This window comes from Longicatena sp. (genome assembly GCF_982403165.1).
Map to the genome: position 1 here is coordinate 42354 of NZ_CEVYEL010000003.1, position 19371 is coordinate 61724.

The 19371-nt window shown below is 39.0% G+C and carries 19 protein-coding genes; 3 read left to right on the forward strand and 16 right to left on the reverse strand.

The window, feature by feature from the left end:
* Positions 1–54 precede the first annotated feature (54 nt).
* A complete protein-coding gene (locus AC1VS3_RS01095; RefSeq protein WP_226906230.1) occupies positions 55–2406 on the forward strand; it encodes an ATP-dependent DNA helicase in 2352 nt (783 codons plus the stop codon).
* Positions 2407–2418: 12 nt separating this feature from the next.
* A complete protein-coding gene (locus AC1VS3_RS01100; RefSeq protein WP_008687656.1) occupies positions 2419–3204 on the forward strand; it encodes a YdcF family protein in 786 nt (261 codons plus the stop codon).
* A 41-nt stretch (positions 3205–3245) separates the two neighbouring features.
* Here the strand turns inward: AC1VS3_RS01100 and AC1VS3_RS01105 are convergent, their stop codons facing one another.
* The 4 genes from AC1VS3_RS01105 to AC1VS3_RS01120 all read right to left on the reverse strand — a co-directional run bounded on the left by AC1VS3_RS01105 (position 3246) and on the right by AC1VS3_RS01120 (position 6861).
* Positions 3246–3887 (reverse strand): HAD family hydrolase, encoded by a 642-nt coding sequence (locus AC1VS3_RS01105; RefSeq protein WP_008687654.1) that lies wholly within the window; start codon positions 3885–3887, stop codon positions 3246–3248.
* A 151-nt stretch (positions 3888–4038) separates the two neighbouring features.
* Complete coding sequence (locus tag AC1VS3_RS01110) at positions 4039–4506, reverse strand: hypothetical protein (RefSeq protein ID WP_008687652.1); 468 nt, start codon at positions 4504–4506, stop codon at positions 4039–4041.
* 160 nt (positions 4507–4666) lie between these two features.
* Complete coding sequence (locus AC1VS3_RS01115) at positions 4667–5455, reverse strand: polysaccharide deacetylase family protein (RefSeq protein WP_008687650.1); 789 nt, start codon at positions 5453–5455, stop codon at positions 4667–4669.
* On the reverse strand, positions 5452–6861 hold the full coding sequence (locus AC1VS3_RS01120; RefSeq protein ID WP_226896975.1) for an aldehyde dehydrogenase: 1410 nt from the start codon (positions 6859–6861) through the stop codon (positions 5452–5454). The genes AC1VS3_RS01115 and AC1VS3_RS01120 overlap by 4 nt, the downstream gene beginning before the upstream one ends.
* Positions 6862–7033: 172 nt before the next feature.
* Here AC1VS3_RS01120 and AC1VS3_RS01125 point away from each other — a divergent pair, with 172 nt between their 5' ends.
* Positions 7034–8548: a 4Fe-4S dicluster domain-containing protein gene (locus AC1VS3_RS01125; RefSeq protein WP_008687646.1), complete on the forward strand. Its 1515-nt coding sequence runs from the start codon at positions 7034–7036 to the stop codon at positions 8546–8548.
* A 281-nt stretch (positions 8549–8829) separates the two neighbouring features.
* Here the strand turns inward: AC1VS3_RS01125 and AC1VS3_RS01130 are convergent, their stop codons facing one another.
* The 12 genes from AC1VS3_RS01130 to AC1VS3_RS01185 all read right to left on the reverse strand — a co-directional run bounded on the left by AC1VS3_RS01130 (position 8830) and on the right by AC1VS3_RS01185 (position 19369).
* Entirely contained in the window at positions 8830–9729 is a 900-nt protein-coding gene (locus AC1VS3_RS01130) for a cation diffusion facilitator family transporter (protein ID WP_008687644.1), read from the reverse strand.
* Between the two features lie 343 nt (positions 9730–10072).
* Positions 10073–10735: a DUF4867 family protein gene (locus tag AC1VS3_RS01135; protein ID WP_008687642.1), complete on the reverse strand. Its 663-nt coding sequence runs from the start codon at positions 10733–10735 to the stop codon at positions 10073–10075.
* Positions 10677–12083 (reverse strand): MATE family efflux transporter, encoded by a 1407-nt coding sequence (locus AC1VS3_RS01140; RefSeq protein WP_008687641.1) that lies wholly within the window; start codon positions 12081–12083, stop codon positions 10677–10679. The genes AC1VS3_RS01135 and AC1VS3_RS01140 overlap by 59 nt, the downstream gene beginning before the upstream one ends.
* Positions 12084–12210: 127 nt before the next feature.
* The gene (gene deoC, locus AC1VS3_RS01145; RefSeq protein ID WP_008687638.1) at positions 12211–12858 is read right to left on the reverse strand and encodes a deoxyribose-phosphate aldolase; all 648 of its coding nucleotides are present in this window, start codon (positions 12856–12858) and stop codon (positions 12211–12213) included.
* A gap of 36 nt (positions 12859–12894) precedes the next feature.
* Positions 12895–13734 carry a PTS system mannose/fructose/sorbose family transporter subunit IID gene (locus tag AC1VS3_RS01150; RefSeq protein WP_008687637.1) on the reverse strand — a complete coding sequence of 280 codons (840 nt, stop codon included), beginning with the start codon at positions 13732–13734 and terminating at the stop codon, positions 12895–12897.
* Complete coding sequence (locus AC1VS3_RS01155; RefSeq protein WP_008687636.1) at positions 13721–14494, reverse strand: PTS mannose/fructose/sorbose/N-acetylgalactosamine transporter subunit IIC; 774 nt, start codon at positions 14492–14494, stop codon at positions 13721–13723. The genes AC1VS3_RS01150 and AC1VS3_RS01155 overlap by 14 nt, the downstream gene beginning before the upstream one ends.
* 18 nt (positions 14495–14512) lie before the next feature.
* On the reverse strand, positions 14513–14986 hold the full coding sequence (locus AC1VS3_RS01160; protein ID WP_008687635.1) for a PTS sugar transporter subunit IIB: 474 nt from the start codon (positions 14984–14986) through the stop codon (positions 14513–14515).
* 14 nt (positions 14987–15000) lie between these two features.
* Entirely contained in the window at positions 15001–15420 is a 420-nt protein-coding gene (locus tag AC1VS3_RS01165; protein ID WP_008687634.1) for a PTS sugar transporter subunit IIA, read from the reverse strand.
* Positions 15417–16259, reverse strand: coding sequence for a sugar phosphate isomerase/epimerase family protein (locus AC1VS3_RS01170; protein WP_008687633.1), 843 nt, complete (start codon positions 16257–16259; stop codon positions 15417–15419). The genes AC1VS3_RS01165 and AC1VS3_RS01170 overlap by 4 nt, the downstream gene beginning before the upstream one ends.
* Position 16260: 1 nt before the next feature.
* Positions 16261–16920: an HAD family hydrolase gene (locus AC1VS3_RS01175; RefSeq protein WP_008687632.1), complete on the reverse strand. Its 660-nt coding sequence runs from the start codon at positions 16918–16920 to the stop codon at positions 16261–16263.
* 5 nt (positions 16921–16925) lie between these two features.
* Positions 16926–17957, reverse strand: a complete 1032-nt coding sequence (locus tag AC1VS3_RS01180; RefSeq protein ID WP_008687631.1) for an SIS domain-containing protein — start codon at positions 17955–17957, stop codon at positions 16926–16928.
* 680 nt (positions 17958–18637) lie between these two features.
* On the reverse strand, positions 18638–19369 hold the full coding sequence (locus AC1VS3_RS01185; RefSeq protein WP_481275478.1) for a GntR family transcriptional regulator: 732 nt from the start codon (positions 19367–19369) through the stop codon (positions 18638–18640).
* Positions 19370–19371 lie beyond the last annotated feature (2 nt).

Genomic DNA, 19371 nt, shown 5'->3' on the forward strand with positions numbered 1-19371 from the left:
ATTATACATGACGATTTCCAACTTTCCATTGTAAATTTTCGTTTTTCTAGTAAAATGAACTATACAAAAGGATGTGAAGGTATGCAATATCGTCTTTCAGTCAGAGAACTGGTTGAGTTTTTATTTCAAAGCGGTGATTTAGTCTATAGTGGTCAAAGTGTCGAAAGAGCGAATTTAGGCAGTCGAATTCATCGCATGTTGCAATCACAGGCCACAGGTGATTATCAAAGTGAAGTTTATCTGAAACAGGAGACGATCATCGAAGATGTGACCTTTGTGATTGATGGCAGAGCCGATGGCATTTTAAAGGACGAACATGGTATCACTATTGAAGAAATCAAGACGACTGCTCTTCCCCATGATGAAATAAATGACTCTTGTTTTGTGCATTGGGCTCAGGCATATTGTTATGGCTACTTGTATGCCATGCAACATGCGTGTGAACAGCTTACCATTCAATTAACCTATTATCAGATTGAAACAAAACAAATCTTCACATTTCAACAAGTAAAAACACAGGAACAGTTGACCGCCTTTTACCTCGATTGTCTAAAACAACATTTACGCTGGGCACGTCTTTCCCAAAATATTCGTATTGCTTCTTCCACTACCTTAAAAAAACTAACATTTCCTTTTACTTCCTATCGCAAAGGACAACGTCAGTTTGCCGTAGCTGTATATAAAACGATTTTAGATAAACAAAATCTGTTTGCTCAAGCTCCTACCGGTATAGGGAAAACCATTTCTACAATATTCCCCTCTTTAAAAGCCATTGGAGAAGGAAAGGCCGAAAAGCTTTTTTATCTCTGTGCGAAAAACATCACGGCAAGTGTTGCCTATGATACAATTGCGTTATTACAAAAGCAAGATGTATCGTTTAAAACGGTCTGCATTACGGCTAAAGATAAAATCTGTTTACTGGAAGAACGTAATTGTGACCCTAAAGTTTGTCCTTATGCCAAAGGCTATTATGACCGAAATAAAAATGCTTTGTATGAGCTTTTAAGTGGTGAAGACTTCATGAATAAAGAAGTGATTGTACATATGGCTAAGCAGCATGATATCTGTCCTTTTGAATTGAGTCTTGATGCCAGCCTGTATGCAGATGTGATTATCTGTGATTATAATTATGTTTTTGATCCTCATGTCTATTTAAAACGTTTTTTTATGGAAAAAGGCAATTATATCTTTTTAGTAGATGAAGCTCATAATCTGATTGACCGTGGTCGCGAAATGTATAGTGCTGTCTTGGAAAAAGAGCAGTTTCTTTCCATACGCAAAAAGATTCCTAAGGATGCGGTGTTGCTTCATAAGGCACTGCAAGCTGTCTTAAGTGAATTTGCAAAGCTGAAAAAGTGTTGTGAATATAGTGATTTCTTTGCGGATGAAGAACCCTGTTTGCCTTTTCTGGAAAAGTTAGAAAGTTTTTCTGAGCATTGTGATGCTTATCTGCAAAGTGAGCATGAAGAAAGCCACGATGATGAACTCAAGGATGTTTATTTCGCAGTAAATGCTTATATCCGTATCGCTGATTATTATGATGAGCATTTTGTGACCCTAATACAAAAGGATGCAAATAATGTCATCGTCAAACAATTTTGCATGAATCCCCGCCATCCTTTACAAAACATCATGAAAAAAGGACGCAGTACAATCTTATTTTCAGCAACGCTGTCACCTATTGATTATTATCTGGAGCTTTTAGGCGGTGATGAAAAGACTCCTCGTCTTTCCTTGCCTTCACCTTTTGCAAAACAACAGATCAAAGTCATCATCAATAATGCCATTTCGACAAAATACCGTAATCGCAGTCATAGTCTTATCGCCATAGTGGAAATGATTCACGCATGTGTGCTTGCAAAAGCCGGTAATTACATTGTCTTTTGCCCAAGTTATGCATATTTACAACAGATTGCCGAAGAATTTGCGAATCAATATCCGGATATTGCCATTTCCATACAGGATGGCAATATGAATGATGAACAAAAACAAGCGTATCTAAAGCAGTTTGAAGAAATGGATGGTTTGCATGTCGCTTTTTGTGTATTAGGTGGCATGTTTGCGGAAGGCATTGATTTAAAAGGTGATCGTCTGATTGGTGCTATCATCATCGGTGTCGGTCTTCCCAAACTTCATCCTCAGCTAGATCTGATCAAAGCGCATTTTGATGAAATTAATCAAATGGGCTATGCCTATGCCTATCAATTTCCCGGTATGAACAAAGTTCTACAAGCAGCCGGCCGTGTCATACGTTCCCTTTCTGATAAAGGGATGGTCGCTTTCATTGACGAACGTTTTACCACACGGTTTTATCGCAATTTATTACCGATACAGTATGCGCATTATGAAATTATTAATGAGCCTCAACGCGTATATACTGTTCTATCCTCTTTTTGGCAGGAATAAGGAGATTATCTCATGAAACCAAATAATCATTTTGTTCTTTCGCTCGTATGCATGGCATTAGGTGGCTTATGTATAGGGTATTATAGTTATTTATGCATTGTTTATGGTATCAATGAAATTGTTTTTTCCTGGGTCTTTTTACTTGGTGGGATGTTGTTACTTATCATAGGAATGATGACCTATAAAAGGAAAAAACATATCTTTTCATATCTGCCTATCCCCTTACGCCGCATAGTATACTTGTGCACTACTATCATAATTATCCTATTTTTGGGATTACAATCCTGCATCCTCTATCAAGGTATGCACACGGATAAACAACAAGGTGATGCTGCTATCATCTTAGGGGCGCAGTTGCATGGTTCTTCGATTTCTCGCTTACTTCGTTATCGTTTGGAACGAGGTATCCAGTTTGCTGAGGAATATCCAAATACCTATCTGATAGTAAGCGGTGGCAAAGGGCAAGCGGAAACTTGCAGTGAAGCCAGTGCCATGAAACAGTATCTGATTCAGCATGGTGTAGCAGAATCACGTATCTTAATGGAAGATGCTTCTATGAATACACAGGAAAACTTAGCTTTCTCAAAAGTGCTTATGAAGAAATACCATATAAAAAGTGCTTCCATCATCACCAATGATTTCCATATGTTTCGTGCCGGTTTCATCGCAACTTCTTTAGGTTTGTCTTATCATAATTACCCTGCTCGCAGTGATCTTGATCTGGCACCCAATTTTTACTTTAGGGAATTTTTTGGTTCTGTTAAAGATATCACCTTATCAATAATCAAAAGATGCTAACATCGTCATAAAAAGGAAAGCGAACGCTTTCCTTTTTGATCCTATAATAACTGAGCAAATTCCTTTATATTGCCAACCACACGTCGGCCTGTCTTTGTAAGCTTATCTCTGTGTTCATGTCCATTCGCTATCAAGATACAATGACATCCGGCATATTTTGCCACTTCACTGTCATGTACACTGTCACCGACAAATACAACTTCATTTGGATTTAACTGGCGTTCTTTTACAAAGGCTTTCGCCAATTCTGCTTTGGAATGAGCATGAATGTTATCTAAGCCTTGAATATCCTGAAAATAATTAGAAATGTCATAAACAGCAAGCTGTTGTTTTAGAAACTGCAGATCACTGGCGCTCAACAAGTATTGGCGATAACCCTTTTGTTCTGCTTTTTCCAAGGTTTCTTCTACCCCAGTATGCAAGGAACATTGTAAAGAATGAGGCTGATAATATGCCATATATTGTTGTGCCAAGATGGGAAATGGTGTTTTGGCAAAGTCGAAACCAACTTTTTTATAATATTCAATGACAGGAAACTGAAAGTATTTACGATATTCATCTTTATCCAGGACAAGCGGCAATTGTTCTTTCGTTAAGATGCTGTTTAATGCATCCATGCTGACATCTAGATCATCCAATAAGGTACCATTCCAATCCCAAATAATATGTTTCATATGCAGCATTTGTATCCACCTCCTGTATAATTTTCATCATTATATACTATCTTATGTATTTTTGCAAAAGTTATTACGCTGAATCCACAGGAGAAAAGAACCTTTCTTTAAGAAAGGTCCTCATCAAAAAGATAATTGGATGGATTGCCAATAGGATGGATTAGTCTTCGTACTCCCAACGATCTTCATTCATCATGTCTGTATCATACTGGCCTTCTTCATAGCCACGTTCAAAACCTTGCTCATCTTCACGCATACGACAGTTTCTCATACACTGGCGATATTGTGCACGGCAGCGGTCTTCACAACTTGGGCGTGGAGGGCATGGACGTGGTGGACAAGGTCTAGGTGGACATGGGCGTGGTGGGCATGGTCTTGGTGGGCATGGACGTGGCGGACAAGGTCGCTGACAGCCACAGTTACAATTGTTATGACAGCCGCAGCTGTGATTGCCCGAATTACCACAGCCAGAGCCTGGGCGATACGTGTTTGCACATGAGCAGCGAGAACGTTCTTGAACATTATGATTGCTGCAATTTGACTGATTTACCATGATTCTTTCTCCATTGCGGTTACAGTTCGATGAATTGTTACAGCTGCAGGAGTTGTTGCAGTTTGCATGATACATATAGTTAGTTCCTCCTTTTTCACTGAGATTTCCTTCATCTCAATCCACTATATGCATTCACCCTCATGGGCTTCTAGGCATATCATTCAACTGAATAGGAAAAAGTTGATGTTTTCTTAATAAAGACATCAACTTTCCCACGATAACGTATTCTCTTTGCTTATTGTGAAACCATCTGATAAAACACATCCAGCTTCGTATATGCATTCACATTAAATCTTGGTAATGCATAAGGATCATCCTGTCTACTGGCTTTTCTATTTTCGTTAAATCCAAATGCCAACTTCGTACCATGTTGTTTTAATACCTCCTGTATCAAAGGATTATATTTTCCATATGGATAAGCATAAAATTCTGTTGATACAAGCGATGCTTCTTTTTGCGTATCTATTTGCAATGCTTCTTTCGTCAATTGATGAACACGAAAGCCTCCATCCTTATGATGAAGATCAAAGGAATGCGCATAAAAAGACAACTTTTTTGCATGTTGCATATCTGCTAAGGTTGCATGCTGACGTTTATTGGGTTTATATTCGCTGCGATTCGCCTCAATTTGTGAGCCAATCACAAAAACACTTCCCTGAAATCCATATTTTTCTAAAATTGGCTGTGCATATTTAATCGAGGAATAAAATCCATCATCAAAAGTGATGACAACGCTTTTTTCATCTAACTCTTTTCGTCCCATACGCCATTCATAAACATCCTGTAAACTAACACTATGATATCCCTTTTCCTTTAACAACTTCATCTGTGCTTCAAAGGAAGACAATGAATTCACCCACATATTTCCTTTAAAATACGCTTCTTTATCCTTATCCTCGACAATGTGATGATAGCCTAAAATAGTGATTTGTTCACTTGGCAAGCTTTTTACATACACAACCTGCAAACCATAAGCAAGCAAAAGGGTCATCACGACTAGCATGGTTTTTCTTCTCATTTTCATCGTAAAAACATCCTCACGATCGTTTCTTTCGTTTTCGTATATGGGTGATAGCGCATAGGAAGATCTAACCATGTCGCCTTTTTTACGATACTGCGGAAATGAGAAAATGTTTTAAAGGATTCATATCCATGATAACTCCCCATCCCACTTTGTCCTACACCGCCAAAGCCCATCTGACTGGTTGCCAGATGAATAATGGTATCATTGATACAACCGCCGCCAAAGCTCAACGTATGCAAAATGCGCTGTTCTACTGCTTTTCTGCTCGTGAATAAATACAAAGCCAGCGGACGTTCTTGTGCTTGTATGAACGTTATGACCTCATCAAGATCATCATAAGGTAAAATTGGCAAAAGCGGTCCAAAAATTTCTTCCTGCATGATAGCAGAAGTCAAGGAAACATTTTCTAACACAGTCGGTGCAATCTGTAAGGTTTCTTCCCGCAACTGCCCACCAATACATATATCACCACTCTGCATAAGCTGGCGTAGACGCGTAAAATGTTTTTTATTGATAATTGCTGGATAATGGGGATTGGCTAATACATCCTCACCGAAGAAAGATTGCAATTCCTGTTGCAAATAGGCAAGAAAAGCTTGACGTATCGAAGAATGTACAAACACATGATCAACGGCTACACAGGTTTGCCCGGCATTAAGAAATTTGCCAAAGGCAATACGACGTGCGGCGATGCGTAAATCTGCACTTTCATCAACGATACAAGGACTTTTCCCTCCTAATTCTAATGTGATTGGTGTAAGATATCGACTAGCTTTCTCCATCACCATTTTACCAACCGTTACTCCGCCAGTAAAAAAGATGTAATCAAACCGTTGTTCCAATAGTTCATTATTTTCCTTGCGGCCACCTTCTACAACGGCAACATACTCCTCTTCAAAGCATTCCCTTAGGATCTTCGCCAAGACTGCACTACACGCTTTGGCATATGCGCTGGGCTTTAAGATCACCGTATTACCAGCAGCCAATGCCCCAATCAATGGTTCCATACATAATTGAAAAGGATAATTCCAAGGTGCCATGATCAACACTACTCCATAAGGTTCTGCAGATTGAAAGCTTTTAGCGGGAAATTGGGCAAGAGGTGTACGCACTTTTTTAGGTTTTGCCCATTGTTCAAAATGTCGCAGTTGCATGCGTAATTCTGCCAACACCATTCCGGTTTCACTCATATAAGATTCCATTGTTGCCTTATGCAAATCTTCATACAAAGCTTCATGAATAGCCGTTTCATTTCTTTTGATACATGCCTGCAGCCGCTGTAATGCCTGTTTACGTTTTATCAAAGAGCGCGTATTTCCTTTTTGATAATATGCTCTTTGCCGCTGTACTAGTTCTTTGATTTCCATAGGGTTTCCTTTCTCAAGCTTTTTCCATAAGCCTTGTATTACGTTACGATGTTGATTTACATTTTTCGTTTAATGATTTCTATCTTTCTTTTATTTCATCCTTATCATGATAATGCAATTCCTGCATAACGACAAGTAAAAGGGTTGAAATTCTGAAATTATACTTACAAATACTGGTAAATACAGTATAATGGAGACGAGGTGATACATAATGAGAGGTATTTATAATTCGGTAACGGATATACGAAGAAAGGTCTTCACTGAAATTGCCCGATTGGCATATGAAGGTGGAGATTATGCCACTGAAATTGAAAAGCTTCCTTTTAAGATCTTACCAGGAGAACAAGCAAAGTATCGAGAAAGTATCTTTTTAGAACGTGCCATTGTTGGGGAACGTCTGCGCTTAGGAATTGGGTTGCCATTACGTAAAATGGATGAGCATGCACCCTTAAGCGATGGTATTGAAGAAAGTGCGATCGCTGAGAAATATTATGATGATCCTTTGATCAACATCATTAAATTTGCCTGCAATGCCTGCCCGGAAAAGCAGATTGTTGTCACGGATACCTGTCAAGGGTGTTTAGCACATCCTTGTAAAGAAGTTTGTCCGAAAGATGCCATCAGTATTATTAATGGTAAATCTGTCATTGATCAGGATAAATGTATCAAATGCGGCCGCTGTATGGATGTATGTCCTTATGGTGCTATTAACAAGTTGGAACGTCCTTGTGCCAGAAGTTGTGGCATGGATGCCATAAAAAGTGATGAATTCGGAAGAGCTGAAATTGATCATGAGAAATGTGTTTCTTGCGGTATGTGTTTAGTCAATTGCCCATTTGGCGCGATTGTTGATAAAGGACAGATCTTTCAGACGATTCATGCGATGAAAAGCGGAAAAGAGGTTATTGCGGCAATTGCCCCGGCCTTTGTTGGACAATTTGGGGCAAGCGTGACACCTGAAAAAGTAAAAGGGGCCTTAAAAGCGTTGGGTTTTGCGGATGTTGTAGAAGTAGCCATCGGCGCCGATTTATGTACGGTTGAAGAGGCTGAAGACTTCTTAAACAAAGTGCCTGAACAACAGCCATTTATGGCAACATCCTGTTGCCCTGCCTGGTCAGTCATGGCGAAAAAGCTTTTCCCTGATTTTAAGCCTTATATTTCTATGGCCTTAACGCCGATGGTCTTAACCGGTCGTTTGATTAAAAAGCAAAAACCGGATGCAAAAGTCGTTTTTATCGGCCCTTGTGCTGCCAAGAAACTAGAAGCCAGTCGCAAAAGTGTACGCAGTGATATCGATTTTGTCTTAACCTTTGAAGAAGTCATGGGTATGTTTGAAGCCAAAGGCATTGTTTTAGAACAAGCCATGGTAGATGAGCCATTTGCCGAAGGAACTGCGAATGGACGTGGCTTTGCCGTTAGCGGCGGTGTTGCCAATGCGGTGAAACAATGTATTCAAAAAGAACATCCGGATAAAGAAGTATTAATTGATTCGGCTGAAGGTTTAAAGAATTGTAAAACGATGCTCATGATGGCAAAAGCCGGTAAACGCAATGGCTACCTGTTAGAAGGAATGGCATGTCCCGGCGGTTGTGTTGCTGGTGCGGGAACTTTACAGCCTGTAATGAAATCCAGCGCATTGGTAAAGAAATATACGAATGAAGCTGAAAAGAAGCTTGCTTTTGAAAGTGAGTATCTGGAGAACTTAGCATTGATCACAAAAGAATAATGTGATAAAAACATTTGCATATACAACCTTATGGAACAAAGAGGTGAAGAATAAGAAACACCTCTTTATTTATAAGGTAACGACATATGCGTGTAGATCACATATAAGAGTACATGAACCCATAGATAACATTACCAAATAAAAATAAATACGATTTTCGATAGGCGTTATAGCACTATCCTAAGAAAATCGTATTTTCTTTATTTACATCATATCCTCTTAACTGTATCTAACCGCGTAAATCGATCACTTGTATTCCATATGACTATCGTTAATGCGTTTTATTTTATGATCAAATCCGGAGATATTTGTACATCTACCCCTTCATAGCGATCATGCAACCCCTTTTCGATGCGTAGCTTTAGCTGTTCCAATTGCGCCACATTCAACATATTGGAATGCGAGCGAATATAAATTTCAATCCACAATTTACGTCCTGTCTGAATAACATCATAAAATGTAATTTCATATGCATAATCATCAAACAACTCTTGAGCACACTGTTTGATTTCTTCCATGACCTCTTCTTCAGGAGCAAATAAAACAAGATTCTTTAATGATTCTTGAATCAGATGGAAAGGCTGCGGTAACATGATCAGCGCAATAATAATGGCAATGATCTGATCTATATAAGGGGAAAGCCAGTAAAGTGGTGAGTTGTCCAATAAGGAGCCAAGGAAAAAAGCCAATCCGACACCAATACTGCTAAAAACATCCAATTTCCAGCCAAGGATTTCGGCTTCTACTAAAGGTGCCTGCACTTGTTTATGCATACGTGTTAAAAGCCATAACACAATGGCACTGATCATTGCCAATCCAAATTCGAAATATCCAATCAATTGCTGATCGATCGTGTTTCCACCATGTAATAGCATTTGCACATTCGCTAAGATCAATCCAATTGTAACAGCAATCAACAGTAAACCTTTCCCAAGAATCAGTAAGCTTTCAACTTGAGCATAGCCAAATGGTTTCCGTTCACTGACCGGTTTATAAAATAAAGGAATTAAAAAGATAATTAAGCCAAGGACAATCGCCTCTGCAAAATCATAAATACTATCCATCAACACTGCCTGTGAATTGGCATACAATGCCATCATGATTTCTAATACCGAAAATAAGATACCTGCATAAACAGGCAGTTTCATCATTTGTTTCTCTGTTTTCATTTTTTTATTCATTATCATCAACCCGCCTTTTTCGTAAATGAAAAACACGGATAAGGTACAAGAATCGTTTTTTCTTATATTGAAACAAGAAAAAGTCTAAAAACTAATTGCGTGTATCGTAATAGCTTTCAGACTTCTTCTTGAATTTTTATGAATATACATTAGCAAATATCATCCTTAGATGGCTTATGATTGTATTCACGCATTACAAAAACACACATGTATTCTCTGCCCTTATCCTTTTTTGAATTATTTTACAAAAGGCCCGGGTTTCATATTTTGTTTCGTCGTATGTTTTCGTCTTTTGTCCATCTGGACACGCATGATTTCATCTCTCTTTCCTACATCTTCTCCTTTATTCTACAGGAAGTAACGATATCTGTAAAGGTTCTCCCAACAATCCGCCAACATTTCCCTCTTGGATCTTCTTTTGATTCTGCACATGTGCGATAAACCATTTATTGCGTTTTGTCAAAAGTTCTCCTTTTCGATAAGAAATCGGTGTATTTGTTTTATCTAAGAGGATCACAATTGTGGAAAACCCTTTTTGATCTGCCGAAAATGGGCAATAATGCAAAGTACCTTCAAACAACTCTATGACACTGCCTTTGGGTACATAAAATACTTCCAATGCCTCCTTATCAATACCAGGTGCCTGAAAGTCTTCCTTTCGTCCTAACGCTAAGACACAATCGGTAATGGCCATATTCACCTCAGATCCTATATGGTATTCCAGCCCCAGTAAGGTCGTATTATGTCCATGACAGATGCCTACTTCAATTGCCATTTCAGCAAAAATACGATGGGCGATTTCAGCTACACAAGCAAAAGGATGTAACGCCGCAATATCAGCAATATATGCATTCCCGCTAGTTGGTATCGGATACTGTTTTTCTGCTTCTTGTAACAAAGCATCCACATCCAAGTGGATGAGCTTTCCATAGCGTGAAAATGCTGCATCATTCACATTTTTGATACATACTTGTGGATTTCTTTTCTGTAATATTTCTTGTTTCATGTAAGTCATGCTTCCTTTCCGTTAAATTCTTTAACCACGTTTCTTTTCGATAAAACCAAGTAGCAATAAAAATTTTAAAAATACTGCTGCCTTCTACGATTGCAAACATCCATAGCATAGGGATATGCAGTACACGTGCGCACAGCGTTGATAAGAGTAAGGGTCCAAAGCAAGTAAATAAGCCATCAATACACAAGACGGAACGCGTATCTCCACCGGCTCGTAAAATATAATAAATGGTTTCTGAATAGCCTTGTGTCCAAGTAATACAAGCCTTGATCATTAAAAGCTGCATCGCCATATGCCGACTCTCTCCTTGTAACGAAAACAGAAAAGGTGCTATCGGACTGGTGCATAAGACCAAAGCACACCCAATGATATAAATGGATAAACCGATCCGTATCATCTTTTTGGCATCCAATTTGGCCTGCTTTAGCTTGCCTGCCCCTAAATCATTGCCAATGACGACACCCGTCACCGCACTGCAGCCGCTAAAGGCTACATAAATCATGCTAGCAATCGTATCAACTACGGTTAAGGCAGGTATATAGCGTTCATCTACAGCACAATAATTCATAAAGATAAAGGATAATCCTAATGACCAAATAAATTCATTGCAAACAAGTGGAATTGCCCGCTGGGCAATCTTGTATTTCTCCCTTAAAGAAAAACGAGTATAGGCAGTTAACAAATAAAATTCACTTTCTTTACGTAAAGCAACAGCACATAAGAAAAGTGCTTCTACAATGCGTGAACATAAGGTCGCAATACCGGCTCCTGCTACACCAAGGGATGGAAAACCAAAATGTCCAAAAATCAAGGCATAATTCAAGGCGATATTCAAAAGGAAGGATAGACAACCGGCATACATAGGAATACGCGGCTGGGCAATCACACGATAGCCAACGCCCAACATCTGTGCTAATGCATAAGGAAGATAAGAGAATACCACAATGCCATTATACACATTGCCCAATCTGATCAACACCTCATTTTTCACAAAAAGCGACATGATGAAGGAAGGAAATACAAGTAAAATAACCATAAAAATAATGGCTGTATATACGCACAAGCGCAAGCCAAAACGCAATGTGCGATTTTCATTTTCTTTCTGCAATGCCCCATGATATTGCGAGATAAACAGTCCTACACCATTGCTTAACCCAAAGATTACCAGGTTATAGATAAAGAAATATTTATTAGCTACACTGACAGCACTGATTGCATCTTCACTGAAAGCTCCTAACATGATCGTATCACTCATCGCTAATAAGTGTGCTAAAAGTTGTTGCAAGATGACCGGCAATGCCAGTCCCATAAAATAACGTAAAAAACTTCTCTGCTGCATGTCCACCTCCTTGAATACTCTCATTTATCCTAATATCAAGTATAAACGCTTAAACATGCGTGTATATTTGATGAAAAGCTTATAAGAAAAGAGGCAATCATCAAAGGACGTTTACCTCTATTCTGCTTTATGCTTGTTTCTCCCCTTCACAAATGGCAATTCCTGCACTTGCCCCCAATGCCGATGCGCCGGCATCAATCAATGCTTTTGCCTCTTCATATGTGTGAATACCGCCGGCTGCTTTGATACGTACCTCATCTTTTAAGATTTTCTTCATCAATAAAACATCTTCTAACTTAGCTCCGCCAAAGCTCTTACCAGTAGATGTTTTTAAAAAGGCTGGTTTTACGCGCAATGCAATCTCGCATACCTTCTTTTTCGCATCCTCATCCAACTTACACATTTCAACAATTGCTTTATCGCAAATGCCATGTTTTCGACAGAAAGCCGTAATGGTCTTCATTTCTTTTTCAATATAAGCATAATCTCTTGTTTCGATAGCATGCTGATTTAAGACATAATCAATTTCCTTAAAGCCTTTCTCCGCATATGCCTGGAAACGTTTCATTTTTTCATCTAATGATAAGACACCTTCAGGAAAATCAATTGCTCCTGCGATGATGATGCCGCTATCCTTTAAATAAGCAACGGCTTCATCATAAGTGTCAATCTGCGCAAAGATACAGCGGAAATGATACTTTTTTGCTTTCTCTAAATACTGTTCGTAAGTATCATTTGGATCATCAATGTAATCAATATACGTATGTATATTCATATGTAACCGCCTTTCTATGCATCTTGCATGCATATATTATCCTAAGAAACCAAAATAAACACCAACAACACCAAGAATCATCGTGCCGAGAATGAGCCACATTGGATTGACTTTCTTTTTCAACAGCCAATAATAGATCCAAGTAGCAGATAAGCCTAGCATACCAGGCATGATGCCATCCAAAATCGTTTGTACGGTCTGTACATCTTCTCCGGAAACATTTGCCCCAATCTTCAACGGAATCGTCGCATAGAACATGTCTTTGCTCATGGCACCGATTACCATGATACCAACAATACCGGAAGCAAACATCACTTTTTCCATCAAACCGCTTTTCTCAGCATTCGCCAAGAAAGAGAAGCCTAATTCATAACCTTTCACTGCTCCGATGAAACGTACTAAGAAGGCTGGAATATTATAAATCAAGAAATAAGCAATTGGTCCCATGATGTTGCCGGTAGATGCTAATGAAATACCAACGGCAACGGCAATGACACGGATACAACCTAAGAAGATAGAATCACCGATACCACTTAATGGTCCCATTAAAGCAGCTTTGACAGAATCAACAGCAGCTCCTTCCAATTCCCCTTTCGCAACACGCTCTTCCATAGATACGGCAATACCGCCAACAAAAGGCGCAAGCTGTGGCGTGATATTAAAGAATGCCACATGTCTTGTTAAAGCCTCTGCATAACCTTCAGGATCATCTGCATAAATCTTTTTTAACATTGGGTTGATCATTAAACAGAATGCCAAATGCATTTGGCGAGGATAGTTCCAGGAATATTCCATTCCTAAGGCACCGATATTGCATGCTGAATGCAACAGGTCCTTTTTGGTAATCAGTTTTTCATCCGTATTAGAAGTCGTCATCATCACTTACCTCCTCAGCATTACCAGCCATCACTGGCCGATCTTCCAAAAAGCCAAATTTCTCTACGGCAATGATGACCGCAATGATAGCGACACCAAGTACCGGAATGTTGGCATAAGATGCCAAAACAAAACCTAAGAAGAAGAAAGGAATCAGCTTCTTGTTAATGATCATACGCATCAGCATCGCAAATCCCATTGCAGGAAGAATACCGGCTGCCACGCCCATGCCATCTAGTACAAATTGTGGAATAAAGTCTAACAAAGCCTGTACTTTATCAGCACCAACATAGAAAGCACCAAAGACCAACAGGAATTTATAGATGGTAGCAAATGCTCCCATAAGCCACTGCGTAAACATGATTTTCTTATCATTACCAGCCGCTGCACCATCATCGGCTATTTTCAAACAAACAGGTGTAATGGCGGAAACTAAATTTCCGATGCCCAAGGAAATTACGGCAATTGGCATAGCTAAAGCAACAGCAGCGTCAACACCTTTTCCCATTGAAATGGCAAATGCCGTCGCTAAGACACCGCCGATATTAACATCTGGTGGAATATAGGCACCTACAGAAATTGCCCCCATAAACAACAGCTCTAAGCTTGCCCCAATTTCAACTCCTGTTTTTACATCCCCTAAAACTAAACCTACTAATGGTCCTAAAACGATTGGTCTAAAGGTATATAATGTACCGAATGCATAATCCAAAGAACCCCATGCAGCAATCAGACCAATTAAGATAGCTTGTACTACCATGATTATTTCCTCCTCATTTTACTTTAAAACGTGGGCGACATTAAGTTTATTATCATCTACAAGTGCTCTGATTTCACACTCTACGCCTCGTTCCATCAATTCTTTCAAAATCGCTTTCTCTTCTTCTTCAAGGAAAACCTGTTTGCTGACTTGTGTTGTTGTCTTGCTTTCCTTGGTGTTTCCTAAATTGATACTGGTAATCGATGGACAACCATCCACAAGCTGTTTTGCTTCTTTAATGGTCTGAACAACAATAATCAGTTTGTATTTATCCGTTACTCCACTGTTAATAGCCGCTATGGAATCGGCCATATTTTTAATTACCAATTTCACTCCGCTAGGTTTCCCCAGCTTTAATGTGGTCTTCCATACATCATCATGTACTACGGTATCACTTGCTACCAAAATACAATTTGCGCCAACACCATTGGTCCAGGAAAAAGCCACCTGACCATGCAGTAAGCGATGATCAACGCGTACTAATTTAATCATGTTACATCACCTTTCTAGAAGTCTTCTTCTTCTTTTGCTGCGCTACGCAGCATATCGTTACAGTACTTTACGCGTGTATCTTCACTGTTCACGATATCATGGATCATCTTTTCCGTATCCTCTTCAACACTGAGAAACAACTGCATCAACAATGGCAGATTCATGCCGGTTATCAAATGCATATGGTTGCGATTTCTCAGCTGTTTCATGAATTCGTTGTTGACACTGCCGCCAAACACATCGCTGCATACGATTACTTCATCTTCAGGCGGAATCGCTGCTAAGGTTTCCTCTACTAAAGATGTGATATCGTTATTGCCTTCCACAAACGCCTGTACGATATGTATATTGGGCTGTTCGCCAATGATGATCTGAATGCTCTCATAGATTCCTTTCGAAAAACCTCCGTGTGATGCAAGTACATAATGTTTCATTTGTCAATCTCCTTTATGTGTTCTTCAAATATTCGCATAGATGCTGCATCGGCTGTGAATGGCTCTTTGAAGTAACGCTGATTGACACATTCTACGGACAGGATGCCATGATATCCATACTTCATGAAATCCTGTAAATCACATCGCATGTCACGTTTTCCATCTCCCCATGCCAGATGTGTGATTTCTTCATTCACATCCACAAAGTGGCAATGGATAACTTTATCATGAAATGTTTCAAAATATGTTTGAATTGTATCGTTTGCTCTTGCCATTGCACCCATATCCAGACATATGTTTAATGCTGGTTCATCTACTTCATCAAGCAGTTGAGCAAGATCTTGGGCACTGTTTGCTAATACAGATTCATTTTCCTGCAAAGCTTCAATTGCCAGTTTCATGCCGTTTGCTTGCGCATATTGGGCAATGCGTTTCAGCATTGTCACACTGCGTTTCCAGGCTTCTTGTTTTGGCTCATCTAGAAATGCCCAGCCGCTTGTAACGACAACTTGTTGTGCCTGCAGTTCACATGCCACATCAACCGCATTACAGAAATAGTGATATACTCTATCCTGCATATCTTGTTCTCTTGCGGCCATATTATTAGGTTTAGGATTTGTCTGTTCCGGACAGATTCCGATAATTTTCAGATGATAGCGTTGTTCCAACTGTTTTAGTTTATCGATGGAATCATAACGCTCATGATCCATATAGAAATGTTGTGGCCCTGTCCAGAGTTCAACCTTTTTATAACCATTTGAAGCAGCACTGGCAAAGAATTCTTCCAGTGGATAGAAACGATGATGACAATTCATAGCCGCAAGTTCTAATTTGCTCATCCTAGTCTTCTCCTTCCAAGATAAGATGATAGGCTTCCAATAGATCATGTACCAGATACGTTGCTTTTGTTTGATCATAATGGAATCGTTCATCTTTTAATGCTGCTACTTTGATATCTGCACGTATAGCTGCTTCAATACCATACGTGGAATCTTCGATAATGATACAATGTTCCTTCGCTACTTTCAGCTGTTTCACCGTATGTAAATAGATGGCAGGATCTGGTTTGCTGAAAGGAAAATCCCTGCCGGTTACTACCAAATCAAAACTATTCGATAATTGACATTGCTGCATCATGGCATGAATTGCTGACATTGGTGATGAAGATGCAATCGCTGTTTTTATGCCCCTTTCGCGTAATCTTGGTAAGATATAACGCACATATGGATTCACAATATCCGCAAACACGACTTCCTCTTCACCCTGCATTATGGTTTCGTATAGCTGTTCCAGCTCTTTAGGATCGATCGCCTCCTTCCACCACGATGCCATCATCTGCCAGCTGGCTTCATTGCTGCTGCCGGCCAATTTTACGACTTCTTCATATGGCACATGAATGCCAAAACGTTCATAGAATGAAAGAACATGATGCATATAGATGGGTTCTGAATCAATCAGAACACCATCCATATCAAAGATTACGGCATCAATTTTTTCCATTGCTTCTAATATTCAAATTGACGGTAGTAACGGCGATAAGCAAGATTGTGTTTGGTATAAGTTTCATAATAGCTTGCCAGACGTTCTGTCACTAACGCGGTTAAGATCATTGGTGAAACAATCATACGGAATTCAGGATCTAAACCATCAATCGCATATTCTGCGGTATCGATGACAACCAGCTTATCCGTGAATTTCTTGGCAAACGCTTCTACACGGTTATCCAGCTTACGGCACTCATCTTCACCCTTGAACAAGAAGACCGGTACATCTTTATCTACCAATTCTAATGTTCCATGGAAGAAATCCGGACTGGATACTGCTCTTGTGCGTACCCATTGCATTTCTTCTAAGATACACATGGAGAATAATACGGTTTCTCCCCACAATGCGCCGCTGCCAACGAAGATGCTATATGGTTCTAAAGCATAGGCTTTTGCAATTTCATCGGCTTTTGCATCAAATTTTTCACGAATATCTACTAAGTCATGGAAGATATTTTTCGTTTGGGCAATAAAGGTTTCATATTTTGGGAATTCATTACGACGATTTAATAAGCGCAGTGCTAAGACGTCAAACATCAGATAGCTATATTCACACTGTCCGGTTGTTACAGGAGCAGTGATGATCGTAGTTGCAAGTTTTCCAAGTGGTGTTTCTGGTTTGGTGAAAGCAACAACTTCAATGCCTTCTTTCACGATCCATTCCACAGCTTCCACGATTTCTTTGGTATCACCGGAAGCACTGGCAGTAATAACAACAGAACCCTTCTTTAAACGCTTGTTGCCAAGGACGTTTAATTCTGCTGCATTGGCTAAATGCACTTCTACTTCTGAGTATTTATTCATGATGTACTGAATTGGCTCTAATTCATCATAAGTTCCACCCATTCCTAACAAGAAAATATTTTCATATCCCTTATCATGTACTTTATCCGCAACCGCTTCTACTTCTTTTAATTTCGCAACGACAGCATCGCCATCTTTCAGATAAGTTTCTACATTAAATTTCGGTAACATCACTTTTTCTTTTTCCATGTTTTTTTCTCCTTCGATTTCCTATCAGCTTTTCTTTCCCATCCAATTCTTTTTTTCATCATTTGTGCTATACTGGAAAGGAATGTTTTTCAAAGTGAGATCCAAGCTGAAGTAGTCGCAGTGTGCACCCTGTGGTTTATCAGCTAATCCACTTTACGTTTTTAATATACCAGTATTGTAATCTTTTTGCAAGCGTTTTCTTTTTACTTTTTCACCACAAGTGTAAATTATTGTCTATCAATATCGATAATTTTATGAAAATTTGTTTAATAAAAGCCTTTATTTATCGCATTTCTGATAATTATTAAAAAAAATCAAAAAAATACATATTTTTTGATAAAATTTATGAAATTCTATCGTTCCTGTGCTCATGAGGTTTCATGTATATACCAGTTTATACAGTTTTTATACCACTATAATAAATATCGTGCGAGTCCATCTATATTTCGATATACCACATATTCTAAACCATAGTATTTCAACATAAAAAAAGTCCTAGCTATGTCAAATGAACCCTGTTAAATTGGGCATAAGAAAAAAGACATTCTAGGTTTCTATTATACAGCGTCCATGTTGATTATAAAGGACCTCATTTTCATGGCAATACTCATTGAATTTAGCTTCTCGCTTTTGTATGTTGAATAATCTTCAGAAATGAAAAAAGTCAGCTTTTTGCCGACTTATCGTTTTGCGCGAAAAGTAAATTTTGCCTTATCACAACGGACATAGCTTTCAGTGTATTCTACTACAGTCCCTTTTGCATCTTTGCCAATGTATTCAAAATAATACAATGGATGACCTTCCGCTATCTTCATCAATCGGGCTTCCGGTTGCACTGCTTTTAAAATCGTCAGCCGCTGAGAAAATACTACCGGTCGATGACCTTTGCTCTCCATGTAATCGTATAAAGACACATGCTCAAAATTATAAGTATCAATATCTTTAAACAAATGATAAGGAACATAACAGTACTCTAAAGCAAAGGATTCTGTTCCGATATTACGTAAACGATGCAATACATAAACATCTTCATTCTTTAAAATATGCAGTTTATTGGCTAAATAGCCACGTGAAGATATGACACCCTTTTCCAAAATTTGATTCATCAAAGGTATTCCACTGTCTTTAATAACAGCACCTAATCCTCGACTGGATTCAGATAAATTATCATAAAAAGTTACCTTTTGTGTTTTCTTTTGCGCGACAAATGTTCCCTTACCATGAATTCGATATAATATATTAGCTTCCACCAAAGAATTAATAGCGTTTTTTACCGTCATTCGGTTTACACCATAAGTATCTGCCATCTCTCTTTCACTGGGAATCTTTTCCCCGGGAAGATATTCCCCATCCTCAATGCGTTTCATGATGATTTCCTTCAACTGCATATAAAGCGGCATCCGATAGTCCATAC